Origin of the sequence: Roseateles terrae (genome assembly GCF_014192155.1) — a bacterium.
In the GTDB taxonomy this organism is placed as follows: Bacteria; Pseudomonadota; Gammaproteobacteria; order Burkholderiales; family Burkholderiaceae_C; genus Roseateles; species Roseateles terrae.
Window position 1 is genome coordinate 129,370 of sequence record NZ_JACHXO010000001.1, and the last position, 22,358, is coordinate 151,727.

The 22,358-nt window shown below is 66.2% G+C and carries 20 protein-coding genes and 1 pseudogene; 14 read left to right on the forward strand and 7 right to left on the reverse strand.

The features are described 5' to 3' along the window. Positions 1 to 15: 15 nt before the first annotated feature. Positions 16 to 891, forward strand: a complete 876-nt coding sequence (locus tag FHS28_RS00580) for a CheR family methyltransferase (protein WP_088449559.1) — start codon at positions 16 to 18, stop codon at positions 889 to 891. 117 nt (positions 892 to 1,008) lie between these two features. Further along, on the forward strand, positions 1,009 to 1,401 hold the full coding sequence (locus FHS28_RS00585; RefSeq protein ID WP_184293927.1) for a hypothetical protein: 393 nt from the start codon (positions 1,009 to 1,011) through the stop codon (positions 1,399 to 1,401). A gap of 60 nt (positions 1,402 to 1,461) precedes the next feature. Here the strand turns inward: FHS28_RS00585 and FHS28_RS00590 are convergent, their stop codons facing one another. After that, entirely contained in the window at positions 1,462 to 2,073 is a 612-nt protein-coding gene (locus FHS28_RS00590; RefSeq protein WP_184293929.1) for a cysteine hydrolase family protein, read from the reverse strand. 150 nt (positions 2,074 to 2,223) lie between these two features. Between FHS28_RS00590 and clpB the strand changes: the two genes are divergently transcribed. After that, positions 2,224 to 4,818: an ATP-dependent chaperone ClpB gene (gene clpB, locus FHS28_RS00595; RefSeq protein WP_088449557.1), complete on the forward strand. Its 2,595-nt coding sequence runs from the start codon at positions 2,224 to 2,226 to the stop codon at positions 4,816 to 4,818. A 107-nt stretch (positions 4,819 to 4,925) separates the two neighbouring features. Here the strand turns inward: clpB and FHS28_RS00600 are convergent, their stop codons facing one another. Beyond that, positions 4,926 to 6,764, reverse strand: coding sequence for a hypothetical protein (locus FHS28_RS00600; protein WP_088449556.1), 1,839 nt, complete (start codon positions 6,762 to 6,764; stop codon positions 4,926 to 4,928). A gap of 132 nt (positions 6,765 to 6,896) precedes the next feature. Continuing rightward, positions 6,897 to 7,619: a pirin family protein gene (locus FHS28_RS00605; protein ID WP_088449555.1), complete on the reverse strand. Its 723-nt coding sequence runs from the start codon at positions 7,617 to 7,619 to the stop codon at positions 6,897 to 6,899. A gap of 100 nt (positions 7,620 to 7,719) precedes the next feature. On the opposite strand from FHS28_RS00605, the gene FHS28_RS00610 reads away from it, so the two are divergent. The 4 genes and pseudogenes from FHS28_RS00610 to FHS28_RS23955 all read left to right on the forward strand — a co-directional run bounded on the left by FHS28_RS00610 (position 7,720) and on the right by FHS28_RS23955 (position 10,542). Further along, positions 7,720 to 8,682 carry a LysR substrate-binding domain-containing protein gene (locus FHS28_RS00610; RefSeq protein ID WP_088449554.1) on the forward strand — a complete coding sequence of 321 codons (963 nt, stop codon included), beginning with the start codon at positions 7,720 to 7,722 and terminating at the stop codon, positions 8,680 to 8,682. Then, a complete protein-coding gene (gluQRS, locus tag FHS28_RS00615) occupies positions 8,679 to 9,611 on the forward strand; it encodes a tRNA glutamyl-Q(34) synthetase GluQRS (protein ID WP_088449553.1) in 933 nt (310 codons plus the stop codon). The genes FHS28_RS00610 and gluQRS overlap by 4 nt, the downstream gene beginning before the upstream one ends. 208 nt (positions 9,612 to 9,819) lie before the next feature. Further along, positions 9,820 to 10,164, forward strand: a pseudogene (locus FHS28_RS23950) (FKBP-type peptidyl-prolyl cis-trans isomerase); the annotation flags it as partial. A gap of 24 nt (positions 10,165 to 10,188) precedes the next feature. Next, positions 10,189 to 10,542 (forward strand): FKBP-type peptidyl-prolyl cis-trans isomerase, encoded by a 354-nt coding sequence (locus tag FHS28_RS23955; RefSeq protein WP_246409531.1) that lies wholly within the window; start codon positions 10,189 to 10,191, stop codon positions 10,540 to 10,542. Here the strand turns inward: FHS28_RS23955 and mnmH are convergent. From mnmH to FHS28_RS00640, 4 genes are all read right to left on the reverse strand, one after another. Continuing rightward, entirely contained in the window at positions 10,539 to 11,615 is a 1,077-nt protein-coding gene (gene mnmH, locus FHS28_RS00625) for a tRNA 2-selenouridine(34) synthase MnmH (RefSeq protein ID WP_088449551.1), read from the reverse strand. The genes FHS28_RS23955 and mnmH overlap by 4 nt on opposite strands. After that, entirely contained in the window at positions 11,615 to 14,254 is a 2,640-nt protein-coding gene (locus FHS28_RS00630; RefSeq protein WP_088449550.1) for a [protein-PII] uridylyltransferase, read from the reverse strand. Before FHS28_RS00630 ends, mnmH begins: the two co-directional genes overlap by 1 nt. A 93-nt stretch (positions 14,255 to 14,347) precedes the next feature. After that, positions 14,348 to 15,166 carry a type I methionyl aminopeptidase gene (map, locus tag FHS28_RS00635; protein ID WP_088449549.1) on the reverse strand — a complete coding sequence of 273 codons (819 nt, stop codon included), beginning with the start codon at positions 15,164 to 15,166 and terminating at the stop codon, positions 14,348 to 14,350. 130 nt (positions 15,167 to 15,296) lie between these two features. Next, on the reverse strand, positions 15,297 to 16,124 hold the full coding sequence (locus FHS28_RS00640; RefSeq protein ID WP_088449770.1) for an undecaprenyl-diphosphate phosphatase: 828 nt from the start codon (positions 16,122 to 16,124) through the stop codon (positions 15,297 to 15,299). A gap of 239 nt (positions 16,125 to 16,363) precedes the next feature. Here FHS28_RS00640 and FHS28_RS00645 point away from each other — a divergent pair, with 239 nt between their 5' ends. The 7 genes from FHS28_RS00645 to FHS28_RS00675 all read left to right on the forward strand — a co-directional run bounded on the left by FHS28_RS00645 (position 16,364) and on the right by FHS28_RS00675 (position 22,320). Continuing rightward, positions 16,364 to 17,044: a TetR/AcrR family transcriptional regulator gene (locus FHS28_RS00645; protein ID WP_088449548.1), complete on the forward strand. Its 681-nt coding sequence runs from the start codon at positions 16,364 to 16,366 to the stop codon at positions 17,042 to 17,044. Between the two features lie 47 nt (positions 17,045 to 17,091). After that, positions 17,092 to 17,745 carry a protein-L-isoaspartate O-methyltransferase family protein gene (locus FHS28_RS00650; RefSeq protein WP_088449547.1) on the forward strand — a complete coding sequence of 218 codons (654 nt, stop codon included), beginning with the start codon at positions 17,092 to 17,094 and terminating at the stop codon, positions 17,743 to 17,745. Between the two features lie 25 nt (positions 17,746 to 17,770). Then, positions 17,771 to 18,100, forward strand: coding sequence for a rhodanese-like domain-containing protein (locus FHS28_RS00655; protein ID WP_088449546.1), 330 nt, complete (start codon positions 17,771 to 17,773; stop codon positions 18,098 to 18,100). Positions 18,101 to 18,154: 54 nt separating this feature from the next. Continuing rightward, entirely contained in the window at positions 18,155 to 19,501 is a 1,347-nt protein-coding gene (locus tag FHS28_RS00660; RefSeq protein ID WP_088449545.1) for a TolC family outer membrane protein, read from the forward strand. 334 nt (positions 19,502 to 19,835) lie between these two features. Next, positions 19,836 to 20,621 carry a peroxide stress protein YaaA gene (gene yaaA, locus FHS28_RS00665; protein ID WP_088449544.1) on the forward strand — a complete coding sequence of 262 codons (786 nt, stop codon included), beginning with the start codon at positions 19,836 to 19,838 and terminating at the stop codon, positions 20,619 to 20,621. 41 nt (positions 20,622 to 20,662) lie between these two features. Continuing rightward, entirely contained in the window at positions 20,663 to 21,529 is an 867-nt protein-coding gene (locus FHS28_RS00670; protein ID WP_088449543.1) for a 2OG-Fe(II) oxygenase, read from the forward strand. Between the two features lie 113 nt (positions 21,530 to 21,642). Beyond that, complete coding sequence (locus tag FHS28_RS00675; protein WP_184293931.1) at positions 21,643 to 22,320, forward strand: hypothetical protein; 678 nt, start codon at positions 21,643 to 21,645, stop codon at positions 22,318 to 22,320. The last annotated feature ends 38 nt before the right edge of the window (positions 22,321 to 22,358 follow it).

Consider the following 22,358-nt stretch of genomic DNA (forward strand, 5'->3'; position numbering starts at 1 on the left):
GGGGAGCCGGGGGAGATGAAGCCGAGTGCCGGCGTCAGCGGGAACGGACTGCTGGGTGAGGATCCGCTGCCGGCACATCCGGAGGTGGACATCGAGGTGCGCCTCATCCTCGAGGCCATCTACCAGCGCTACCACTACGACTTCCGGGACTATGCCGCCACCTCGCTGCGCCGCCGCTTGAAGGCGGCGATGGAGCGCTTCGAGTGCCCGACGCTGTCCCACTTGCAGGGGCGGCTGCTGCGCGAGAGCGAAGTCTTCCGCTCGGTGCTGAAGGACCTGACGGTGCAGGTCAGCGAGATGTTCCGGGACCCGGAGTATTTCCGCGCGCTGCGGGAGCAGGTGGTGCCGGTGCTGCGGACCTATCCGTCCCTCAAGATCTGGGTGGCGGGCTGCAGCAGCGGCGAGGAAGCGTATTCCCTGGCCATCCTGATGAAGGAAGAAGGCCTGCTGGAGCGAACGCTGATCTACGCCACCGACATCAGCCAGGAAGCGCTGGCGCAGGCGCAGGCGGGCGTCTATCGCATCGACCTGGCGCCCGGCTTTTCCGAGAACTACCGGCTCTCGGGCGGCAAGGGGTCGCTCTCGGAGCATTACACCGCCGCCTACGACCACATCCTGCTGGACAAGGGCCTCAAGGAGCGCATCGTCTTCAGCGACCACAGCCTGTCCACCGACAGCGTGTTCGCGGAGGTGCAACTGGTGTCCTGCCGCAATGTGCTGATCTATTTCAACCGCGCGTTACAGGACCGGGCGCTGGGGCTCTTCAGTGAAGCCCTGTGCCGCAACGGCTTCCTGGGGCTGGGTGCGCGCGAGACGATCCGTTTCTCGGCACATGCCGGCGACTTCAGTGAAGTGGCGCCGCATGAGCGCATCTATCAGCGCAAAGGCTGAGGGCGCTGGGACGGGCACCGGAGACGGCATTGGAGACGGCATTGGAGACGGCACTGGAGACGGGCGCGGACCTTGCCCTGGAAGGACATCCTTTCTCAGACTTCCAGGAGCACTCTGATGGCAACCAGCAGCATTCTCGGCGGCACGCCCGCACCGGCCCAGGCCGATGGCCGCGGCACCGACGCCCTCGGCCCCAGCGACAGCTCGGACAGCGGCAGCGACGTGATGGGTGAACGTCCGATGGCCACCGGCCCGGACGATCCGGACAACTGGGGCGCCGTGCCCAGCAATCCCGGTAGCGACAGCGACCGGTTCGGCACCGGCGAACGCGCCTCCGCCACCCCCGGTGGCCGCAATGACCGGGTGGATGGTGACATCAGCCCCGACCGGATCGCAGAGGCCGATGCGGTGATGGGCGAGGTCGATGACAGCATCGACGTCGATGAACTGGCGAGCGGCGACGACCCGTCCGCTGGCCCTGATCCGGAGCATGAGGACGACGAGGCCTGATCCTGCGGCCGCGGTCTGCGCCCGGTCGGCCTTCGCCAGCCGGGTGCAGCGGCTGCGGGCTTACCGGCTCAGCGCCTGACGTGCCGGCGAGACGCGCGCCTTGAGCACCGCATGCATCCAGGCCAGCGCCTCATGCTTCTGCAGAGGCGTTTCCGCAGCGGTGCAGTCCTCCGGCACCCACACCTTGTAGCCCCGCACATAGGCATCCATCGCGGTGCACATGACGCAGAAATCGGTGGCCAGCCCGGTGACGACCAGCTCCCGGGCCCCCAGTTCGTCCAGCAGCAGGTCCAGCGGCGTCGCATAAAACGCCGAATGGCGGGGCTTGAGCACCATCAAGTCGTCCGGATGCGGTTTGAGCTGACCCACGAGCCCCCGCGGCGCACCGCCCAGGCGCCGGCATTCCCCGGCCAGCGTCTTGAAATCAGACCGCCACTGGCCGAAGTTGTCGTTGACAAATATCGACCTGAACCCCCGCTCCTGCATGCGATGCTTGAGCTGTGCCGTGGCCTTCGCCGCTTCCAGCGCGGACGCCGCCAGATCTTCCGCGCCGGGGAAGTTCAAGGGATTGATGAAGTCCACCAGCAGCAGCACTCGGCGAGAGGTGGGCAGGGTGCGCGCCGCACGAGGAGATTCAGTGTGGCGGCCGCGGTCGTGTCGATGAATGGTCATGCATCTGGCGAGCAAGGTGCATGCCCAGAGCGCGCGGCGGGTCCTTCGGCGTGAGGATGGTGTGCCAGGGCGCGGCAACGGCGCGTCAGACAGCGCCTCTTGAAATTGAGGGACACAGTCCCATCTGCTCGACCAACGGAGGTTCATCCCATGCGAGTCGACAAACTGACAACCCGATTTCAGGAAGCGCTGGCCGAGGCCCAAAGCCTGGCGGTGACGCGCGACAACCCCTATATCGAACCCGCCCACGTGCTGTCCGCCATGCTGGCGCAGGACGAGGGCCCCCGTGCGCTGCTGGACCGCGCCGGCGTCAAGACGCCTGCGCTGAAGACGGCGGTGGACGGCATTCTCACTGGCCTGCCGCAGGTGCAGGGCGAGGGCCAGCAGGTGCAGCCCAGCCGCGACCTGATCAGCCTGCTGCAGGCGTCCGAAAAGGAAGCCTCCAAGCGGGGCGACCACTTCATTGCCAGCGAAATGTTCCTGCTTTCGCTGGCGGATGCCAAGTCCGACCTGGCCGGCGTCGCCCGGGGCCACGGCCTCACCCGCAAGGCGCTGGAAACCGCCATTGAGGCGGTGCGCGGCGGTCAGAAGGTCGACAGCCAGGAGTCTGAAGGCAACCGCGAAGCCCTCAAGAAATACACGCTGGACCTCACCGAGCGCGCCCGCGCCGGCAAGCTCGACCCGGTCATTGGCCGGGATGACGAAATCCGCCGCGCCATCCAGGTGCTGCAGCGCCGCAGCAAGAACAACCCGGTGCTGATCGGTGAGCCGGGTGTCGGCAAGACCGCCATCGTGGAAGGTCTGGCGCAGCGCATCGTGAACGGGGAAGTGCCGGAGAGCCTCAAGGACAAACGCGTCCTGGTGCTGGACATGGCCGGGCTGCTGGCCGGTGCCAAGTTCCGCGGCGAATTCGAGGAACGGCTGAAGTCGGTCCTCAAGGAAGTGGCGGCGGACGAAGGCCGCATCATCCTCTTCATCGACGAGATCCACACCATGGTGGGGGCCGGCAAGGCCGAAGGCGCGATTGACGCCGGCAACATGCTCAAGCCGGCCCTGGCCCGTGGCGAGCTGCATTGCATCGGCGCCACCACGCTGGACGAATACCGCAAGTATGTGGAGAAGGACGCGGCCCTGGAGCGGCGCTTCCAGAAGGTGCTGGTGGACGAACCCAGCGTCGAAGCGACCATTGCCATCCTGCGCGGTCTGCAGGAGAAGTATGAGGTGCACCACGGCGTGGAGATCACCGACCCGGCCATCGTCGCTGCGGCCGAATTGAGCCATCGCTACATCACCGACCGCTTCCTGCCGGACAAGGCCATCGACCTGATCGACGAGGCCGCCGCGAAGATCAAGATCGAGATCGACTCCAAGCCCGAGGCGATGGACCGTCTGGACCGCCGCATGATCCAGCTCAAGATCGAGCGGGAAGCCGTGCGCAAGGAAAAGGACGAGGCTTCGCAGCGCCGGTTCGGCCTGATCGAGGAAGAGCTGCTCAAGCTGCAGCGCGAATACGACGACCTGGAAGAGATCTGGACCGCCGAAAAGGCGCAGGCTCAAGGCTCCGCCCATGTGAAGGAAGAGATCGACCGGATCAAGTTCCAGATCGAGGAATTCAAGCGCAAGGGCGACTTCAACAAGGTGGCCGAGCTGCAATACGGTCAGCTGCCGTCGCTGGAGAAGCGTCTGGGCGAAGCGCAGGCGAAGGAAGCCGGCAAGGCCAAGGACAAGACCGTGCCGCAACTGCTGCGCACGATGGTCGGTGCCGAGGAAATCGCCGAAGTCGTCTCTCGCGCCACCGGCATTCCGGTCAGCAAACTGATGCAGGGCGAGCGCGACAAGCTGCTGCAGATGGAGACCAAACTCCATGAGCGTGTGGTCGGCCAGGACGAAGCCATTGTGGCGGTGGCGGACGCCATCCGCCGCTCGCGCGCCGGGCTGTCCGATCCCAACCGGCCGCTGGGCAGCTTCCTGTTCCTTGGCCCGACGGGGGTTGGCAAGACCGAGCTGTGCAAGGCGCTGGCCGGCTTCCTGTTCGACAGCGAAGACCACATGGTGCGCATCGACATGAGCGAATTCATGGAGAAGCATTCGGTCAGCCGCCTGATTGGCGCGCCGCCCGGATATGTGGGCTACGACGAAGGCGGCTACCTGACCGAGGCGGTGCGCCGCAAGCCCTACAGCGTGCTGCTGCTGGACGAAGTGGAGAAGGCCCACCCGGACGTCTTCAACGTGCTGCTGCAGGTGCTGGACGATGGTCGCCTCACCGACGGACAGGGCCGCACGGTGGACTTCAAGAACTGCGTGATCGTGATGACCAGCAACCTCGGGTCGCAGCACATCATGGCCTTGCAGGGGGAGTCCGAGGAAGTGGTGCGGGAAGCGGTGTGGACCGAGGTGAAGGCGCATTTCCGGCCGGAGTTCCTCAACCGCATCGACGAAACCGTGATCTTCCATGCCCTGGGCGCGCAGCACATCCAGTCCATCGCACGCATCCAGCTGCGCCAGCTGGAGCAGCGTCTGGACAAGCTGGAGATGAAGCTGGACGTGAGCGAGGAAGCGCTGCAGGAACTGGCCAAGGTCGGCTTCGACCCGGTGTTTGGTGCCCGCCCGCTGAAGCGCGCCATCCAGCAGCGGATCGAGAACCCGCTGTCCAAGCTGATCCTGCAGGGACGGTTCGGGCCGAAGGATGTGATCCCTGTGGGTGTGGACAACGGGGAATTCAGCTTCGGACGCGTGGTGCACTGAGGCCCCGATGCCTCGGGCCCATGAGCCACTGAGCCCATCACGCCCGCCGGCGCCATCGTGCGCCGGCGGGCGTGGTTCATTCAGGGGCAGTGCTCATTCGATCTTGTTCACTTCCCCAGGGAGAGGCGTGGGCTGTCCGAAGCCGGGTGCCGCGATGCCGGACCGGTCGATGCCAGCAACTGTCCATGCTCCATGGCGAGTTGAAGTTGATGCATCGCCGTCTGCGACCGGACGGTGACCGCCATCGCTTTCAGCGCAATCGCGTAGTTGCCGACGGGATGCCCCTGGGCATTGAGCTCCCGCTTCAAGTCGTTCAGCGGCATCGGAAAGGTGGCCAGAAGGGCGGACAAAGCCCGCTCGTAGGGGCCATGGTGGATCCATCGCAGGCCGCAGGTGATGGCGTCGAGGTGGCCCAGCGGGGTGGCGGCGACCGTGTGCCTCAGGTCCGGCGGTGTGCTGGTCAGGCCGGCGTCCAGACGGCCGTCCGGATAGCGGGTGATGCTGACGGGCAGTGGCGTGGCTGGCGCGAGGGTCGTTCCTGGCGGCTCTGTCGTCGCGTTGCGCAATAGCCTGCGCAACGGAGGGTGGACGGTGAAGTCCAGGTAGTCAATGGCGAGGGTGTCGGGCCAGCCGTTGACCTGTACCGCAGCCTGGAGGAAGTCTGCAGCCGGCTCCGCTGGCCAGAGGCGGTCGTGGGGGAGACGGGTCACGGCTTGCAGCCGGAGGGCCTGCTTCTTCAGCGTCGCCAGTGCGACCGCTGCAGCCACGGTGGCGGCGCCTGAAGCCGCGCGAGGGCCAGCCCTGGCGCTGGCGCTCTCCGGGTTCGGCGCGGCGTGCGCTGCGCTGCGGGCGGCGACAGACTCACTCTGGCTGTTGCGGCGGCTTGCGCGGCTGCCTTCTCCCGAACTGGCCCGGCTGGACCAGCTGCAGGTGCTGTGCGGACTGGTGGTGGGTATGAGGATGGGGGTCGCGAGGGTCGCGGGCGAGGCGGATGTCGAGCGTGACTCGGGCGTGTTGGGGATGCTGAGCGTGTCGCTGTCGGATCTGGCGGGAGAGGGTCCATCCATCCGCGTCGACGGCGAGCACTGGGAGCGGCCAGCGCGTGGGCCGCCGCACGACTCGGGCGCGGGCGCAGACGCGACGGCCGGCGAAGCAATGGCCTGTGAAGGCCCCCGGGCGGTGTCGGAGGCCGGACTGAGCGTCGGCGGCGGGAAATGTCCGGTCTGTGGCGGCTTGGCAGCCTCCCGGCGCTGGTAGGGATGCGGCCTCTCGAGATGGTGCTTCGGCATGCGGAACTTCGGCCCCTGCAGGCCGTCCAGCAGCAGCCCGGACAGGCCCTGCAGCGGGGTCTGCCGAGGGAGCGAACCGCTGGCCTCGTCAGGCGATGGGGCCATGCTCGAAGCCGGTCCTTCAGGCAGCCCCATGCCGGGCGCCGGAAAGCCGGAGATCGTGGGCGACGAACTGAAGGTCCAGGGAGATGGCGTGAACTGCAGTGACGGCCCCCGCCCCGATCGGCCCGCCTCCCCGGATCGTTCAGTGGGGTCGATATGGCTCTGCGCGCGCGAGGCCTCCGGCTGCTGGGGGTCCGCTGGAGAGAGTAGAAAATCGAAGCCTGAGTCGCCATCGGTTGCAAGCAGATCCGGCAGGTCAGGCAGGTCCGCCACTGGCGTCATCGGCCCCATCGGCCCCATCGGCCCCATCTTCGTCATCAGCGACATCTGCGCGATCGGCGCCGTCGGCGCCTGCCCACGGGCGTGGCCCATGGCGCGGTCCAGCAGGTCGATGCTGGTGAGTAACGGATCGCCCTGTGAAGGAATGCTCTGCGGAGGCTCGCCCTGCATCGGCGAGAGCCGCGGAGGCTCTTCAGGGTCATCGCCGTAGCCAGCCGAGAGATACTGTTCCAGCGCACTGTCGATGTGCCGGGCGAGGCTGTGTGGGGGATACATGCCAGACTCCTTGGCGGGCCGGTAGAACGGCCGCGCGCCTGAGTCGGGTCACGCAGTAAAGGTGTTCCTTGCCGCCGCCGCGGGCTGTTGCAGCAGGCCCTTCCGGCGATCACCGGAAGGGCCGATCCCCGCTTACGCCGGCAGGTCGAAGACCAGCACTTCGGCGTCCTGGCCTTGTTCCAGCACGACGCGGGCTTCCTCGCTCATCTGCAGCGCATCACCGGCCGACAGTTTTTCGCCGTTCACCGTCAGCTCTCCGCGCACCAGATGCACATAGCCCAGGCGACCGGTGGCCAGCGGCAGCTCGGCACGTTCATCGCCATTGAACAGACCGACATGCAGGCGGGCGTCCTGATGGATGGACACCGAATCCTGCGCACCGTCCGGAGAAGCGATCAGCCGCAGCTGGCCGCGCTTCTCGCTGTCCGGGAAATGCTTCTGCTCGTAGCCGGGTTCAACGCCTTGCTGGTTCGGCATGATCCAGATCTGCAGGAAGTGGGTCTGGCCGTCCTTCGAATGGTTGTACTCGCTGTGCATCACCCCGGTGCCGGCGCTCATGCGCTGGACGTCACCCGGACGGATGACGCCTGCATTCGCGCCGCCCGGCGTGCCGTTGCCCATGCTGTCCTGGTGAGCCAGTTCACCGCTCAGCACATAGCTGATGATTTCCATGTCGCGGTGGCCATGGGTGCCGAAGCCGGTGCCGCCGGCGACCTTGTCCTCATTGATCACCCGCAGCGGGCCGAAGCCCATGCGGCGGGGGTTGTAGTAGTTGGCGAACGAAAAACTGTGGAAGCTCTTGAGCCAGCCATGATCCGCATAACCACGGTCCGAGGACTTGATCAGTTCACGCATGTTGTTGCTCCTTGTTGACTTGCGATGGCTTCACTGTAGGGAAGGGCGCCCCTCCCGAGGGGGAGGGGTTTTGAGGCCTGCATTCAAATAAGATGAAGCCATGTCACAACACGACAAACGACGGGCCCTGACCCCTGAAGCCCTGGCCATGATGGACAGCATCGCGCGGACCGGCAGCTTCGCCGCCGCGGCGCGCGAGATGGGCAAGGTGCCTTCGGCCCTGACCTACAGCGTCCGCCAGCTGGAGGACGCGCTGGATGTGCTGCTCTTTGACCGCAGCTCCCGCCAGGCGGTGCTGACCTCGGCCGGGCAGGAACTGCTGACCGAGGGGCGGCGCTTGCTGCTGGAGATCGATGCGGTGGCCAATCGGGTGAAGCGGGTGGCCACCGGCTGGGAGAGTGAACTGACGATTGCGGTGGACGACGCCCTGGCGCGTCGTGCCCTGTTTGATCTGATGGAATCGTTCTATCAGCACACGGAAGACGGACATCCGCCGCCCACGCGCCTGAAGCTGCGGACCGAGGTGATGTCCGGCACCTGGGAAGCGCTGATGTCGGGGCAGGCCGATCTGGCCATCGGCACCAGTGCGCAGCCGCCCGGCAGTTCGGTGATCTGCGAGGTGCTGGGGCCGATGGAAATGGTGTTCTGCGTGGCGCCGCATCACGCACTGGCCCAGGTGGAAGGCACGCTGAGTTCGGCCGACCTGGCGCCGCATCGCATCGTGGCGGTGGCGGATACCGCCCGTAGTCTGGCGCCGATGACGCTGGGCGTGATGCCCGGCCAGGAGGTGCTGACGGTGCCGTCGATGGCCACGAAGCTGGAGGCGCTGGTGCGCGGCCTGGGATGCGGCTTCCTGCCGACGTCGATGGTGCGGCGGCACGTGGAGGCGGGGCGGCTGCTGATCAAGCCGACCTTCCAGGGCAAGCGCGTCTCGCCGATGAATTACGCCTGGCGCAATACCGGCCATCCGCCAGCGAAGGCGCTCGCGTGGTGGCTGAAGCAGTTGCACAACGAGACGACACGGCGGGCTTTGATTGACCAGCATGAGGGATTGCTGCTGTGAGTGAAGCGGCGGGTGGCGCGGGTCGCTATCGCGGCCGGTTTGCGCCGTCGCCCACCGGGCCCTTGCATGAAGGCTCGCTGGTGGCCGCGCTGGCCAGCTGGCTGGATGCCCGCGCGTACGGGGGCGACTGGCTCGTCCGTATCGAGGATGTCGACCGGCCGCGGTGCCCGGCCGGGATGGATGCACTCATCCTGTCACAGCTGTCGCAGGTCGGCCTGATGCCGGACGAGCCACCGGTGTGGCAGTCGGCCCCAGCGCAGGAAGCGCGTTACCGGCACGCGCTGGAGACCCTGGTGACGCAGCGCTGGGCCTATCCCTGCGCGTGTTCCCGCAAGGACATCGCACAGGCGCTGGCCGCGCTGGGAGGCTCGCGGGAGCGGCACGGGGAACTGGTCTATCCGGGAACGTGTCGCGGCGGGCTGCACGGGCGTGAGGCGCGGGCGTGGCGGCTGCTCAGCACCGCAGGGCTGGATGGCGCGCAGGATCTGCTGCTGAGCTGGGAAGACCGCCGACTGGGGACGCAGACCCAGAACCTGACCCGGGAGGTCGGAGACTTCGTGCTGCTGCGAGCGGATGGGTTGTGGGCCTATCAGCTGGCCGTGGTGGTGGACGACGGGTGGCAGGGCATCACCGACGTGGTCCGGGGGGAAGACCTCACGGACAACACGCCCAGGCAGATCCGGCTGCAGCAATTGCTCGGACTCCCGCGGCCGCGCTATCTGCACACACCGCTGGTGATGGGAGAGAACGGGGAGAAGCTGTCCAAGCAAAATGGGGCACAGGCGCTGGACCTCTCGGATCCCGTCAACGCACTGAAGCGGGCGGCGGCGCGGCTGGGGCTTTGGCTTGACGATCTCGCCCCGCAGGCGAGCATCGCAGACGTTCTGGCCAGCGCTGTGAAGGCTTGGCGGACGCAGTTGGTGGCCTGACTGGGCAGGGGCTGACTGGCCAAGGGCTGACGGGCGTAGTGGGTCACCAGTCGCCCTGTCATCGACGATAAAAGCGGCGAGGAACTCCTAAATTTATGATGAATGGAGCGGCGGCGGGCGCTGCATGCAGAAGGGCCGTTGGCCGTGCTCGGCTTTGCTCGGTCTCAAGGGCTGGCATCATGCGGGTTTTGCAATTCCAAGGAACACCATGACCACGACCGCCAGCGGCCTGCAATACGAAGACACCACGCCGGGCACCGGCGCCACCGCCAAGGCCGGCCAGGACGTGAAGGTGCACTACACCGGCTGGCTCTACAACGACGGCCAGAAGGGCGCCAAGTTCGACTCCAGCAAGGACCGCGGCGAGCCGTTCGAGTTCGAACTGGATGGCGGCATGGTCATCAAGGGCTGGGACGAAGGCGTGCAGGGCATGCAGGTCGGCGGCACCCGCGTGCTGGTCATACCCCCGAACCTGGGCTATGGCGCTCGCGGCGCCGGCGGCGTCATTCCCCCCAACGCCACGCTGATGTTCGAAGTGGAACTGCTGGGCGTGAGCGGCGGCGCCGAGCCCATCTCGCTGACGCTGACCAATACCCCCAGCGGCCTGCAATATCAGGACACGGTGGAAGGTGAAGGCGCCGTCGCCGAAGCCGGCAAGCGCGTGACGGTGCACTACACCGGCTGGCTGTTCAAGGATGGTCAGCGCGGTCGCAAGTTCGACTCGAGCAAGGACCGTCGCGACCCGTTCCGCTTCCATCTGGGCGGCGGCGAAGTGATCCAGGGCTGGGACGAAGGCGTCCAGGGCATGAAAGTCGGTGGCACCCGCTATCTGGTGATCCCGTCCGAGCTGGGCTATGGCGCTTACGGCGCCGGCGGCGTGATTCCGCCGCACGCCACGCTGCTGTTTGAAGTGGAACTGCTGGCCGTTTAAGGCAAGCGCTCGCAAAAGCGCGCGCGCAGGTCAGCCGCTGCGCGCGCGAGCTCCGGCTCGCTGCCGTCTCGCAGCAGCAGCTGGGGCGCCGTCGCCAACTGCGGGAAGTGGTTGGTGAGGGACCGTTCGTAGCCGGGGTCGTAGTGATCCCGCATCAGTTCTGCGAAGACCTGGGCCCACTGGCCTTGAGTCGCCTGGGCCTGCCAGCGGCGCACCCGTTCGCGTCCACGCAGGCTGACCAGTCCTTCCAGCAAGGCGCCGAAGGCATCGGGCCGGGCCTGGAAATGGGCATAGTCTTCCAGCAGCAGCTGGACCCGGCCGGCTTCTTCCATCGAGATCCAGATGCACTGACCGTGCTCGCGCAGCCGCTGATGCAGCGGCTCCGGCAATTGCACGCTACCGATCTTGCGGCTTTCGCTTTCGACGAAGACCGGGCGCTGCGGATCCAGGCGTGACAGCGTCTGCCACAGCGCGGTGTCGAAGGCCTTCTGGGTGGGTTGCGGCGCGTCGGGCAGGGCGCCCAGGACGGAGCCACGATGGCGCGCCAGTCCTTCCAGGTCCAGCACCTGCTCGCCCTGCGCGGCCAGATGACCCAGCAGCCGGGTCTTGCCGGTGCCGGTGCGTCCGCACAGCACCACGAATCGCAGTTGCCGGGGCTGGTCGGCGAGGGTCTTGAGCACCTCGCCGCGGAAGGCTTTGTAGCCGCCCACCAATTGCAGCGACTTGAAGCCGATCTGGTTGAGGAACCAGTTCATGCTGCCCGAGCGCTGACCGCCGCGCCAGCAATAGACCAGTGGCCGCCAGTGCTTTTGCATCAGCGGACGCTGCGCGTCCAGGTGCTGGGCAATGTTGCGGGCGACCATCGCGGCGCCGACCTTGCGCGCCTCCAGCGGGTCCTGCCGGTAGAGCGTGCCGACCACCACGCGCTCTTCATTTGTCAGGACCGGCCAGTTCAGCGCGCCGGGGATGTGATCCTCGGCGTATTCCAGCGGCGTGCGCACGTCGATGATGTGATGAAAAGCGTCGAGCTTGGCAAACGCCTCGTCTGCCTGGATCTGGTGATAGATGCTCATCAGCGGACGGACAGGACGTCCAGCAGTTCGTTCTCGATCTGCAGTTGCATCCGGCTCTGTTGCAGCGCGGCACCGTCCAGCAGGAAAGTATCTTCCACCCGTTCGCCAAGCGTGGAGACCTTGGCCAGTTGCAGATTGATGCCGTGCCGGGCCAGCACGCGGGCGATGCCATACAGCAGACCGGCCCGGTCGCTGGCGCTGACCGACAGCAGCCAGCGCTGGGCCCGTTCGTCCGGCCTCAGGTCCACACGGGGCGTGAAGGGGAAGCTCTTGACCCGGCGGGAGAGGCGGCCCTTGCGAGGTTCGGGCAAGGGGTTCGGCGATACCAGCGCCAGCGAGAGCTTGGACTCCACCAGCGCCGTCAGGTCCCGATGATGCAGATCCAGTTCCGGCGCAATGACCTGGAAGGTGTCCAGCGCATAGCCGCTGCGGGTGGTGTGCACCTTGGCGTCCAGAATGTTGAAACCGGCACCGTCGAAGTAGCCACAGATGCGGGCAAACAGGTCTTGCTGGTCGCGCGCATAGACCAGCACCTGCAGGCCTTCCCCGACCGGCGAGGGGCGGGACCGCACCACCGGCTCGGTGCTCTCCACATGGCGCCACAGCGCGCGGGCATGCCAGGCGAGGTCCTGGGCATCATGGCGGGCGAAGTAGCTCAGCTCGAGGGTCTTCCACAGAGCGTCTTCGGTCCCCGGCAGTTGCGCCAGCAGCGCCAGCGCGTGACGCGCCTCGGTTTTGCGGGCTTCGATCTCCGCCGCCAGATTGGGCTTGGCGCCGCCGAGCGCCCGAAGGGTCAGGCGGTAGCAGTCTTCCAGCAGCTTGCCCTTCCAGGCATTCCAGACCTTGGGGCCGGTGCCGCGGATGTCGGCCACCGTCAGCAGGTAGAGCGCGGTGAGATGGCGCTCATCCTTGACCAGCGCGGCGAACTGCTCGATGACGTCCGGGTCTGACAGGTCTTCCTTCTGCGCTACCCGGGAGAGCGTCAGATGGTGCTCGACCAGGAACTCCACCAGCTCCGCATCGTCCTTGGACAGGTGATGCGCCCGGCAGAACCGACGCGCTTCCTCCGCGCCCAGCTCGGAATGGTCGCCGCCGCGACCCTTGGCAATGTCGTGGAAGAGGGCGGCGATGTAGAGCACCTCCGGCCGGTCAAACTGCACCGCCAGTTGCGAGCAGAACGGATATTCGTGGGTGTGCTCCGGCACGAAGAACCGGCGCATGTTGCGCAGCACCATCAGGATGTGCTGGTCCACCGTGTAGACATGGAACAGGTCGTGCTGCATCTGCCCGACGATGGCGCGGAACGGCCACAGGTAGCGGCCGAGCACCGACGTCTGATTCATCAGCCGGAAGGCATGGGTCTGGCCCTGCGTCTGCTGCAGGATGCGCATGAAGGTGGCACGGTTGGCCGGGTCGCGGCGAAAGCCGCTGTTCATCAGCCCCCGCGCGTGATAGAGCGCCCGAAGCGTTTTGGCCGAGAGACCCTTGATGCCGGTCGTCTGCTGATAGACCAGAAAGGTCTGCAGGATGGCTTCAGGATGGCGCTCGTAGAGGTCATCGGTGACCACCTCCAGCATGCCCGAGCGTTCCAGGAAAAACTCGTTCACCGGACGCAGTTCATTGTCCCGGGTGCCGTTGATCTGCTCTTCCAGGTTGAGCAGGGTGATCAGGTTCAGCTGCGTCACCGCCTTGGCCGCCCAGTAGTAGCGGCGCATCAGGTGCTCCGAGGCCCGCAGCGAAGGGGTGGAGGCGTAGCCGAAACTTTCGGCGACGGTTGTCTGCAGGTCGAAGACCAGGCGGTCTTCCCGACGGCCCGCGGCGATGTGCAGGCGGCAGCGGATCAACTTGAGCACGCCTTCATTGCGCTGCAGGGCACGGGCTTCCAGCGCGGTGATCAGGCCCTTGGCCGCCAGTTGCGGCCAGGTCTTGCCCAGCGACGCGCCCCGGGCAATCCAGATCAGTACCTGCAGGTCACGCAGGCCGCCCGGGCTTTCCTTGCAGTTGGGCTCCAGCGCGTACGGCGTGTCTTCGTATTTGGTGTGACGCTGGCGCATCTCCAGCGTCTTGGCCCGCATGAAGGCGCGCGGGTCCATGGCCTGGTTGAAGGCCTTTTCGAACTGGCGCACCAGGACACGGCCACCGGCCAGCCACCGGGACTCCAGCAGCGCCGTCTGGATGGTCACATCCCCCGCCGCTTCGTCCAGGCATTCCCGCACCGTGCGCACCGACGAGCCGATCTCCAGGCCGATGTCCCAGCAGGCGGTGATGAAGGACTCGATGGCCTGCTTCAGCGGCCCTGGCTGGTCGGGCGCCAGCCCTTCCGGCAGCAGCAGCAGCACGTCGACATCGGAATGCGGGAAAAGTTCGCCCCGGCCGTAGCCGCCCACTGCCACCAGCGCCGCTTCGGGCGCCTGCTCGGCCAGGCCGGCGAAGGTCCAGAGCTTTTGCAGCGTGCCGTCCACATGACGGGCCAGCTGCCGCATCAGCCGTGTGGCGGCGGAGATGGTGGGCTTGGCCTGCGCGAATTCCTGCAGCAGCGCCAGCTTGCCGGACTTGAAGTCCTGACGCAGTACCGCAATCGGGGTCTGGGCGCCCGGGGAGGGGGCGGACATGCTGCCGGAGGCGGGGACTGCGCTCATGACACGGGGCTCACTCAGGAAGTTCGCGGTGGAGGCCGCGAGCGCTTGGGGCGTGGAAGCTCGGAGGGCGGGTGCGGTCGCGGGCGCAGATGATCAGGCCGCAGCCGTCTGTGTCTGCACAAAGGCCGGCGGGGCCGGGGTGCCGGCCGACTGGGTCAGGATTTCATAACCGGTCTCGGTCACCAGCACCGTGTGCTCCCATTGCGCCGAGAGCGACCGGTCTTTGGTGACGATGGTCCAGCCGTCCCGCATTTCGCCGATTTCGCGGCGGCCGGCGTTGATCATCGGCTCGATGGTGAACACCATGCCGGGCACCAGTTCTTCCAGCGTGCCCGGGCGGCCATAGTGCAGCACCTGCGGCTCTTCATGGAACTTCTGGCCAATGCCGTGGCCGCAAAACTCGCGCACCACCGAGAAACCAGCACTTTCGGCGAAGGTCTGGATGGCGTGGCCGATGTCCCCCAGGCGGGCGCCCGGCTTGACCTTCTGAATGCCCTTCCACATGGCTTCGAAGGTGAAGTTGCACAGGCGCTTGGCAGCAATCGATCCCTCGCCGACGACGAACATGCGGCTGGTGTCGCCATGCCAGCCGTCCTTGATGACGGTGACGTCGATGTTGACGATGTCACCGTTCTTCAGCGGCCGGTCATTGGGAATGCCGTGGCACACCTGATGGTTGATCGAGGTGCAGATGGACTTGGGGTAGGGCGTGTAGCCCGGCGGCTGGTAGTTCAGCGGCGCGGGAATGGCCTGCTGCACATGGACGATGTAGTCGTGTGCCAGCTTGTCCAGGTGTTCGGTGGTCACGCCCGGTTTGACATGCGGGGTGAGCATGTCCAGCACCTCGGAAGCGAGGCGGCCGGCGATGCGCATGGCGTCGATGTCGGCGCCGGTCTTGATCGTGATGGTCATGGGCCCGATTCTAACGAACAGGGCCCGCCCAGGCAGGCAGCAGGGGTAGCAAATGGCAGGCTGGAGCCCTGCAGGGCGCCATTTCCGCACAAGGGCGGCGGTCACCCCTCGGGAGAGGGGGTGCTGCGCCTCAGTCCTGCCAGACTACGACGCCGGTGTAGGCCGTCACCAGCACCACGATGCCGAAGGCGATGCGGTACCAGGCAAACGGGGTGAAGCTGTGGCTGGCGATGTAGCGCAGCAGCCAGCGCACGCAGATCCAGGCGCTGATGAAGGAGAAGAGCAGGCCGACGGCAAACAGCGGCGCATCGGCCATCGCCAGCGCGTCCCGTTCCTTGTAGAGGCTGTACAGGCCGGCGCCGATCAGCGTCGGGATGGCCAGGAAGAAGCTGAAATCGGTCGCCGCCTTGCGGGACAGGCCCAGCAGCATGCCGCCGATGATGGTCGAGCCGGAACGGCTGGTGCCCGGCACCATTGCCAGACACTGCACCAGGCCCACCTTCAGGGCGTCCCAGGGGGTCATCTGGTCGACCTCATGCACCCGCACGGCGGTGGCCTGCCGGCGCTCCGCCCAAAGGATGATGATGCCGCCCACGATGAAGGTGGTCGCGACCACCACGGGGGTGAACAGGTGGGCCTTGATGGCCTTGCCGAACAGCAGGCCCAGGATCACCGCCGGTAGGAAGCCGATGGCCACATTCAGCACAAACCGGCGGGCGCGCGCATCGCTGCCCAGGCCGGCGGCCGTCTCGCGCAGGCGCTGCCAGTAGACGATGATCACCGCCAGGATGGCGCCGGTCTGGATGGCAATTTCGAAGACCTTGCCGCGGGTGTCATCAAATCCGCCGAGCAGCGAGCCGGCCAGGATCAAATGGCCGGTCGAGGAGATCGGCAAAAACTCGGTCAGGCCTTCCACGATCCCCATGATCGCGGCCTTGATCAACATCACTGTGTCCAACATCAACTCCAGGGTGATTGCCGTCCGCTTTCCGGACATCGGCGCGGGGCCGGGGCATGATAGAGGACCGGGTGGCCGATTCCAGGCCGCAGCGGGCGAATCGCAGCATGCGGCTCCCCCGAATGAACGTTGGACAGCGAACAGACAACTCCCGGACAGCTCGTCGACAGCTTCGGGCCACCCCGCTTGCCCGCCCAACCCCGCAGCGCTACAGTACTGACCGGTTAGTCAGTACCTTCATGTCATCCCTCACCAAAGCCTCCCCCTCGCAGCGACAGCGGCGCAAGGAAGCGCGTCCGCAGGAACTGCTGGATGCGGCCCTGGCGCTGTTCGTCGAAAAAGGCTTTGCGGCGACCCGGTCGGAGGAGGTGGCCGCGCGGGCAGGGGTGTCGAAGGGGACGCTCTATCTGTACTACCCGTCCAAGGAGGAGCTGTTCAAGGCCGTGATTCGCGAGTCCCTCGGCAGCAAGATCGCCGAAGGGCGGGAAGAGCTGGACAAGCATCGCGGCCCGATGGCAGACCTGCTGGTCTGGCTGATGCAGGAATGGTGGATGCGGCTGGGGCAGACGCCTGCCGGCGGCATCATGAAGATCATGCTGGCCGAAGCCCGCAACTTTCCCGAGATCGCCGCGTTCTATGTGGACGAAGTGATCGACCCCAGCTGCAACATGCTGGCCGAGGTGATCCGCCGCGGGGTGGCCAGTGGCGAATTCCGCCCGGTGGACCCGGATGCGGCGGTGCATGTCCTGATCGGTCCGGTGCTCCACATGGTGCTGCATCAATACTCGATCGGCGCCTGCGGACTGGACCTCGGACCCAAGAAAGACCCGGAGGCCGTGATCGCCCTCCACATGGATCTTCTTTTCAAGGGACTTCTCAACCGCCCGGGCGACGGGGGCGAGCCCGCCGCCCACGCCTAGAATATCGCCCGCATCGGTGCGCCATGGGGCCACCGGAAGGACTGGACATGAACTTCGAAAAAGCCCGCTTCAACATGATCGAGCAGCAGATCCGCCCCTGGGATGTGCTGGATACCTCCGTGCTGGATCTGCTGGCCGTCGTCAAGCGCGAGGACTTCGTTCCCGCCGCCCTGCGCGACAAGGCCTTCACCGACGTCGAGCTGCCGCTGGGTCAGGGTCGCCATGCGCTGCCACCCCGGGTGGAAGCCCGCTGGATGCAGGAGCTGCAGGTCAAGCGCCATGAGAAGGTGTTGGAAATCGGCACCGGCACCGGCTATATGGCCGCACTGCTTGGCTACAAGGTGCAACAGGTTTTCACCATCGAGCGGGATGCGGCGCTGGCTGCGCAGGCGCGTGAATCGCTGCGTCGCGCGGGGGTGCTGAACGTCACGGTCGTTGAGGGAGACGGCACCAAGGGCCTGCCGAATGAAGGGCCGTTTGACGTGATCCTGCTGTCCGGCTCGGCGCATGAAGTGCCGCAGGTGCTGCTGGACCAGCTGAAGGTCGGCGGCCGTCTGGGCGCGATCGTGGGCGACGAGCCGGCGATGGTCGCCAGCATCACCTACCGGACCGGCGAGCGCGAATTCAAGCGCGAGAACCTGTTCGAGACGGTGGTCGAGCGTCTGCCGGGCTTCGAGGCCCGCTCCACCTTCAGCTTCTGACCGGCGCCCCGGCGTCCCTGCACCCATGATGTCCCTGACCGTTCAGGAGCTGTCCGCCTGGGCCCGGCAGACGCCGCAGGCGTTGCTGCTGGACGTGCGGGAACCGTGGGAGGTGGCGCTGGCCCGGATCGACGTGCCGGGTCTTGTCACCCAGCATGTGCCGATGGGCGATATTCCGTCCGACCTGCAGCGTCTGGATCCGGAGCAGCCCATCGCCGTTTATTGTCATCACGGTGTCCGAAGTCAGCAGGTCGTCGCATTTTTGACCCGGCAGGGGTTTGATGTCGTCTATAACCTCGCCGGCGGCATCGACGCATGGTCCAGGGAGATCGACCCTTCGGTGCCTCGTTACTGATCCCTCGGGATCCATTGCCTGTTCCAGAACATTACATCGACAAGAGGAAGCTTCATGGCCGCTGATCGCCGTACGTCCCTGACCCGCCGCCCGCTGCGGATGACGCTGTTGATGGCTGCCCTCGGGCTGGCCGGTGCCGTGCGCGCGCAGAGCCTGCAGGAGCTGTATGAAGCCGCCCGGGTGTATGACGCCACCTATCTGGCGGCACGGGCCGTGGCGGACTCGGCGCAGTATCAGCTGGGGCAGGCGGAAGCATTGAACCGGCCGAAGGTGGGGCTGGGGGCGAGTGCGACCCGCAACGAGATCGATCCGCCGAGCAAGGTGTCGACCGATCGGTTCGGGAATACGGTGACGACCGCGGGGCTGTCAGCGTCGTATGCGCTGTTCAATCGCAGCAACAGTGTGACCATCGAGCAGGCGCGCAAGAGCGTGGAAGTCGCTCAGTCGGATCTGGATACGGCGGAGCAGGATCTGATCATCCGGATTGCAACGGCCTATTTCGATGTGCTGGCGGCGAAGGATGCGCTGGCGACGTCGCAGGCGAACAAGGCGGCGATTGCGGAACAGCTGGCTTCGGCCAAGCGAAACTTCGAGGTGGGCACAGCCACCATCACCGATACGCGGGAAGCGCAGGCGCGTTATGACCTGGCGACGGCGCAGGAACTCGCGGCTGACAACGATCTGCGGGTGAAGGGTGTCACGCTGGATCAGCTGGTCGGCCGGGTGGGCGTGCAGCCGCGTCCGCTGGCGCAGCCGGTCGCGTTGCCGCCGGTGACACCATCGACAGTGGATGCGTGGGTCAACACCGCGGAAGCGGGGCATCCGGCGATTCGCAAGGCCCAGTTGGGCCTGGATGTGGCCCGGCTGGAAATCGACAAGGCGAAGGCGGCGCGGCTGCCGACGGTGGATCTGAATGGCTCGTACGGGCTGCAGCGTCAGACCGGGACCGGTGTGAGCTATACCGGCAATACGACGAATGCCAGCGCGGCTGTGGCCTTGAACATGCCGCTGTACAGCGGTGGCGCAATCACGAATCGCATCCGGGAGACGGTGTCTCTGGAAGAGAAGTCGCGCAACGATCTGGCCTTTGCCCAGCGAAGCGTGGAAGAGGGCACCAAGCGCGCCTTCTTCGGGGTGCAGTCGCTGCTGGCGCAGGTGAAGGCGTATGAGGCGGCGGAAGCTTCCTCCAAGCTGGCGCTGGAAGCAACACAGCTGGGCTACAAGGTCGGTGTGCGGGTCAACCTGGATGTGCTGAATGCGCAGACGCAGCTCTACACCACCCAGCGGGATCTGGCGAAGGCGCGGTATGACGTGCTGGTGAACAGCCTGCGGCTGCGTCAGGCGGCCGGGCAGCTGCGGCCGGAGGATGTGACGGCAGTGAATGGGCTGCTGGCGCGATAAATCCAAGCCACCCTTCGGGGTGGCTTTTTTGTTCTTGGTATGGGGTTAGTGGTGCACTGCGCTCGAAATCACCGAGCCGGGCACTGTTTGCTCCATGTCCCTTCTGCCCGGCTTCGCCGGTCATTCATTCCTTGACTTCCGCAAACAGCACCCGGCTCGGCGATTTCCGGTGCAGTGCACGCGGGAGGGTGTGGGGGTGGTGGGCGGAGGCTGTGCGTTGAGAATGCACCGAGATGTGGCGAGGGGCGTGACTCTCTGGAGGTGTTGCGAGGGGCGTGTCAGTTGAGGGCGGAGTTCGGTTCCCCGTCGTCGGCGCTCGGCGACAATCACCGCCATGTTGTATGTGATCTCCCCCGCTAAATCACTGGACTACGACACCCCCACGCCGGCCAACATCGCCGCCCTGGTCACCCGTCCGTCCTTCGTTCCCCAGTCCGCCGAACTGATCGAGCTGCTGAAAACCAAGACCCAGGCCGACATCTCCAGCCTGATGGACATCTCGGATGCGCTCGCATCCCTGAATCTGGCCCGGTATGAGGCCTGGTCGACACGGTTCACCGACGCGAACAGCAAGCCCGCCGTCCTGGCATTCAATGGCGATGTCTACGACGGACTGCAGGCAAGCTCGCTGAGCCTGGCCGATCTACAGTGGGCCCAGCAGCATCTGGCCATCCTGTCCGGCCTCTATGGCGTGCTGCGGCCCCTGGATCGGCTGCAACCGTATCGGCTGGAAATGGGGACGGCCCTTGCCAATTCCAAAGGCGCCAACCTGTATGCGTATTGGGGTGACACGATCGCGGAGCACCTCAACGAACGCAGCGCCCAGCTGCAGACGCCGGTGATCGTGAATCTGGCGTCCCAGGAATACTTCAAGGCGGCAGCGCGCAAGTCGCTCAAGCCCAGAGTGATCGAATGCCAGTTCGAGGACTGGAAAGGCGGTCGCTACAAAATCATCAGCTTCTTCGCCAAACGCGCCCGCGGTCTGATGGCTCGATTTGCCATTCAAAATCACATCCAGACACCAGCAGGCCTGCAAGACTTTGCCGTGGACGGCTACGCTTACGCGTCCGAAGCCAGCACACCCGATCGCCTGGTGTTCCGCCGCCGGCTGACGGACTGATCAGACACAGGAGCACCCCAGGGACGGGCAGACACACCATCATGAGCAGCTCTCAGTACCTCACCACCGAACTGCGTCAGTGGATCACGGCGCAACTGCAAAACGGCATCACCCGCGAAGCGCTGTACCAGGCCATGCTCAGCAGTGGCTGGCAGCCCGATCTGGCACGCCAGGCGCTGGAGGAGCATCCGTCGCTGGCGTCTGAGCCCGTCCTGAGCCTGCCCGCGGTGGCGGAGCCGGTGGTCGAGCCCGGTACGGTACCGGAGCCGAATCTGGGGGATCAGCGGTCCGTGCTGCTGCCGGATGGCCATCGCGTGGAAGTGCTGATGACGCTGGCGCGGCCCCGCGTGGTGGTCTTCGGCGGCCTGCTGACGGACGAGGAGTGTGATGCCATCGTGACCGCTGCGGGAGCCCGGCTCGCACGCTCGGAGACGGTGGCGTCGCAGAAGGAGGGCAGCGAGGTGAATGCCGCCCGCACCAGCGAAGGCATGTTCTTTGAGCGCGGTGAATCAGAGGTGGTGGCCCGCATCGAGGCGCGCATTGCCGCCCTCGTGAACTGGCCGCTGCGCAATGGCGAAGGCCTGCAAGTGCTGCGTTATCGGACCGGCGCGGAATATCAGCCTCACTACGATTACTTCGATCCGCGCCACGCCAGCAGCAAGGCCATCCTGCAGCGCGGAGGGCAGCGGGTCGGCACCCTGGTGATGTACCTGAATACGCCCACTCGGGGTGGCGCCACGGTGTTCCCCGATGTGAAGCTGGATGTGATGGCGCAGAAGGGCAATGCCGTGTTCTTCAGCTATGACCGCCCCGAACCCGGCACGCTGACCCTGCACGGCGGCGCGCCGGTGATGGAAGGCGAAAAATGGGTGGCCACCAAATGGCTGCGCCAAGGTGAATTTGTCTGATCTCCGGGACGCACCCACCCGCAGCCGGGTGGTGACTGACGGAGCCGAGCGTTTCTAGACTGCTCGCTGCGCCGCGCCGGTGCAGTGCCAACGATTTTCAAGACGAGGTATTCATGACCGCTGTGTCCGTCATCCCATCTGCCGCCGCGCCGTCCCGCACCGCCATCGCGGCGGGCGCCCGGTCCGCCCTCGCAGGTCTGGCCCTGGCATGCCTCGCCACGATGGCCCTGCCGGTGAGGGCCCAGCAAGGGGCCCTGCCGCAAGGAACGGGACAACCGATGGGACAGGCGCCAGCACCAGGCATGGTGGCACCTGCCGTGGCGGGTACGCCGTCGCCAGCGCCGGCCATGGCGGCCCAGCCGGTCGCGGCCGGGGAGCCAGGTCAAAAGGCGGCCAGGAAGTCGGTTGCCAGGAAGGGCGGGGCCACCAAGGCGGTGAAGGCGTCCGGGACAGCCGGTGCGACGGCAGGCGTCAAGACCGGGGCCAGGGCGGCAGCCAAGCGTTCGGGCAAGGGGGCGCCCACAGGGGTCAAGGGGGCGAAGTCTGGCAACACCGCCAAGGCCTCCAAGACCACCAGGACCACCAAGGCCACCCAATCGGGTCAGTCGAGTGGATCGGCGAAGGCCGGTAAAACGGCCAAGCCCGCCAAGTCCGCGAAGTCCACTCAGTCGGCAAAGGCCAGCGGCATGTCCACCGCCACCAGCCGCCCGAGCCGCCCGACCGCGGTGGCCAGGCACAGCAGCCGCACCCTGTCGGACAAGCACCGCGGCGCAGCGACGCATCGCACCTGAAACGGCATCCCTAAAACCAGCATCCCTGCACCGGCGCG

What these genes read in the sequence shown, in the direction of transcription:
- FHS28_RS00655 (WP_088449546.1), top strand. Translation starts at nt 17,771, where the DNA reads ATGATGTCCCTGACCGTTCAGGAGCTGTCCGCCTGGGCCCGGCAGACG.
- FHS28_RS00590 (WP_184293929.1), bottom strand. Translation starts at nt 2,073, where the DNA reads ATGACCATTCATCGACACGACCGCGGCCGCCACACTGAATCTCCTCGT.
- FHS28_RS00630 (WP_088449550.1), bottom strand. Translation starts at nt 14,254, where the DNA reads ATGAGCGCAGTCCCCGCCTCCGGCAGCATGTCCGCCCCCTCCCCGGGC.
- clpB (WP_088449557.1), top strand. Translation starts at nt 2,224, where the DNA reads ATGCGAGTCGACAAACTGACAACCCGATTTCAGGAAGCGCTGGCCGAG.
- FHS28_RS00650 (WP_088449547.1), top strand. Translation starts at nt 17,092, where the DNA reads ATGAACTTCGAAAAAGCCCGCTTCAACATGATCGAGCAGCAGATCCGC.
- FHS28_RS00645 (WP_088449548.1), top strand. Translation starts at nt 16,364, where the DNA reads ATGTCATCCCTCACCAAAGCCTCCCCCTCGCAGCGACAGCGGCGCAAG.
- FHS28_RS00670 (WP_088449543.1), top strand. Translation starts at nt 20,663, where the DNA reads ATGAGCAGCTCTCAGTACCTCACCACCGAACTGCGTCAGTGGATCACG.
- map (WP_088449549.1), bottom strand. Translation starts at nt 15,166, where the DNA reads ATGACCATCACGATCAAGACCGGCGCCGACATCGACGCCATGCGCATC.
- FHS28_RS00660 (WP_088449545.1), top strand. Translation starts at nt 18,155, where the DNA reads ATGGCCGCTGATCGCCGTACGTCCCTGACCCGCCGCCCGCTGCGGATG.
- yaaA (WP_088449544.1), top strand. Translation starts at nt 19,836, where the DNA reads ATGTTGTATGTGATCTCCCCCGCTAAATCACTGGACTACGACACCCCC.
- mnmH (WP_088449551.1), bottom strand. Translation starts at nt 11,615, where the DNA reads ATGAGCATCTATCACCAGATCCAGGCAGACGAGGCGTTTGCCAAGCTC.
- FHS28_RS00580 (WP_088449559.1), top strand. Translation starts at nt 16, where the DNA reads ATGAAGCCGAGTGCCGGCGTCAGCGGGAACGGACTGCTGGGTGAGGAT.
- FHS28_RS00585 (WP_184293927.1), top strand. Translation starts at nt 1,009, where the DNA reads ATGGCAACCAGCAGCATTCTCGGCGGCACGCCCGCACCGGCCCAGGCC.
- FHS28_RS00610 (WP_088449554.1), top strand. Translation starts at nt 7,720, where the DNA reads ATGTCACAACACGACAAACGACGGGCCCTGACCCCTGAAGCCCTGGCC.
- FHS28_RS00675 (WP_184293931.1), top strand. Translation starts at nt 21,643, where the DNA reads ATGACCGCTGTGTCCGTCATCCCATCTGCCGCCGCGCCGTCCCGCACC.
- FHS28_RS00600 (WP_088449556.1), bottom strand. Translation starts at nt 6,764, where the DNA reads ATGTATCCCCCACACAGCCTCGCCCGGCACATCGACAGTGCGCTGGAA.
- FHS28_RS00605 (WP_088449555.1), bottom strand. Translation starts at nt 7,619, where the DNA reads ATGCGTGAACTGATCAAGTCCTCGGACCGTGGTTATGCGGATCATGGC.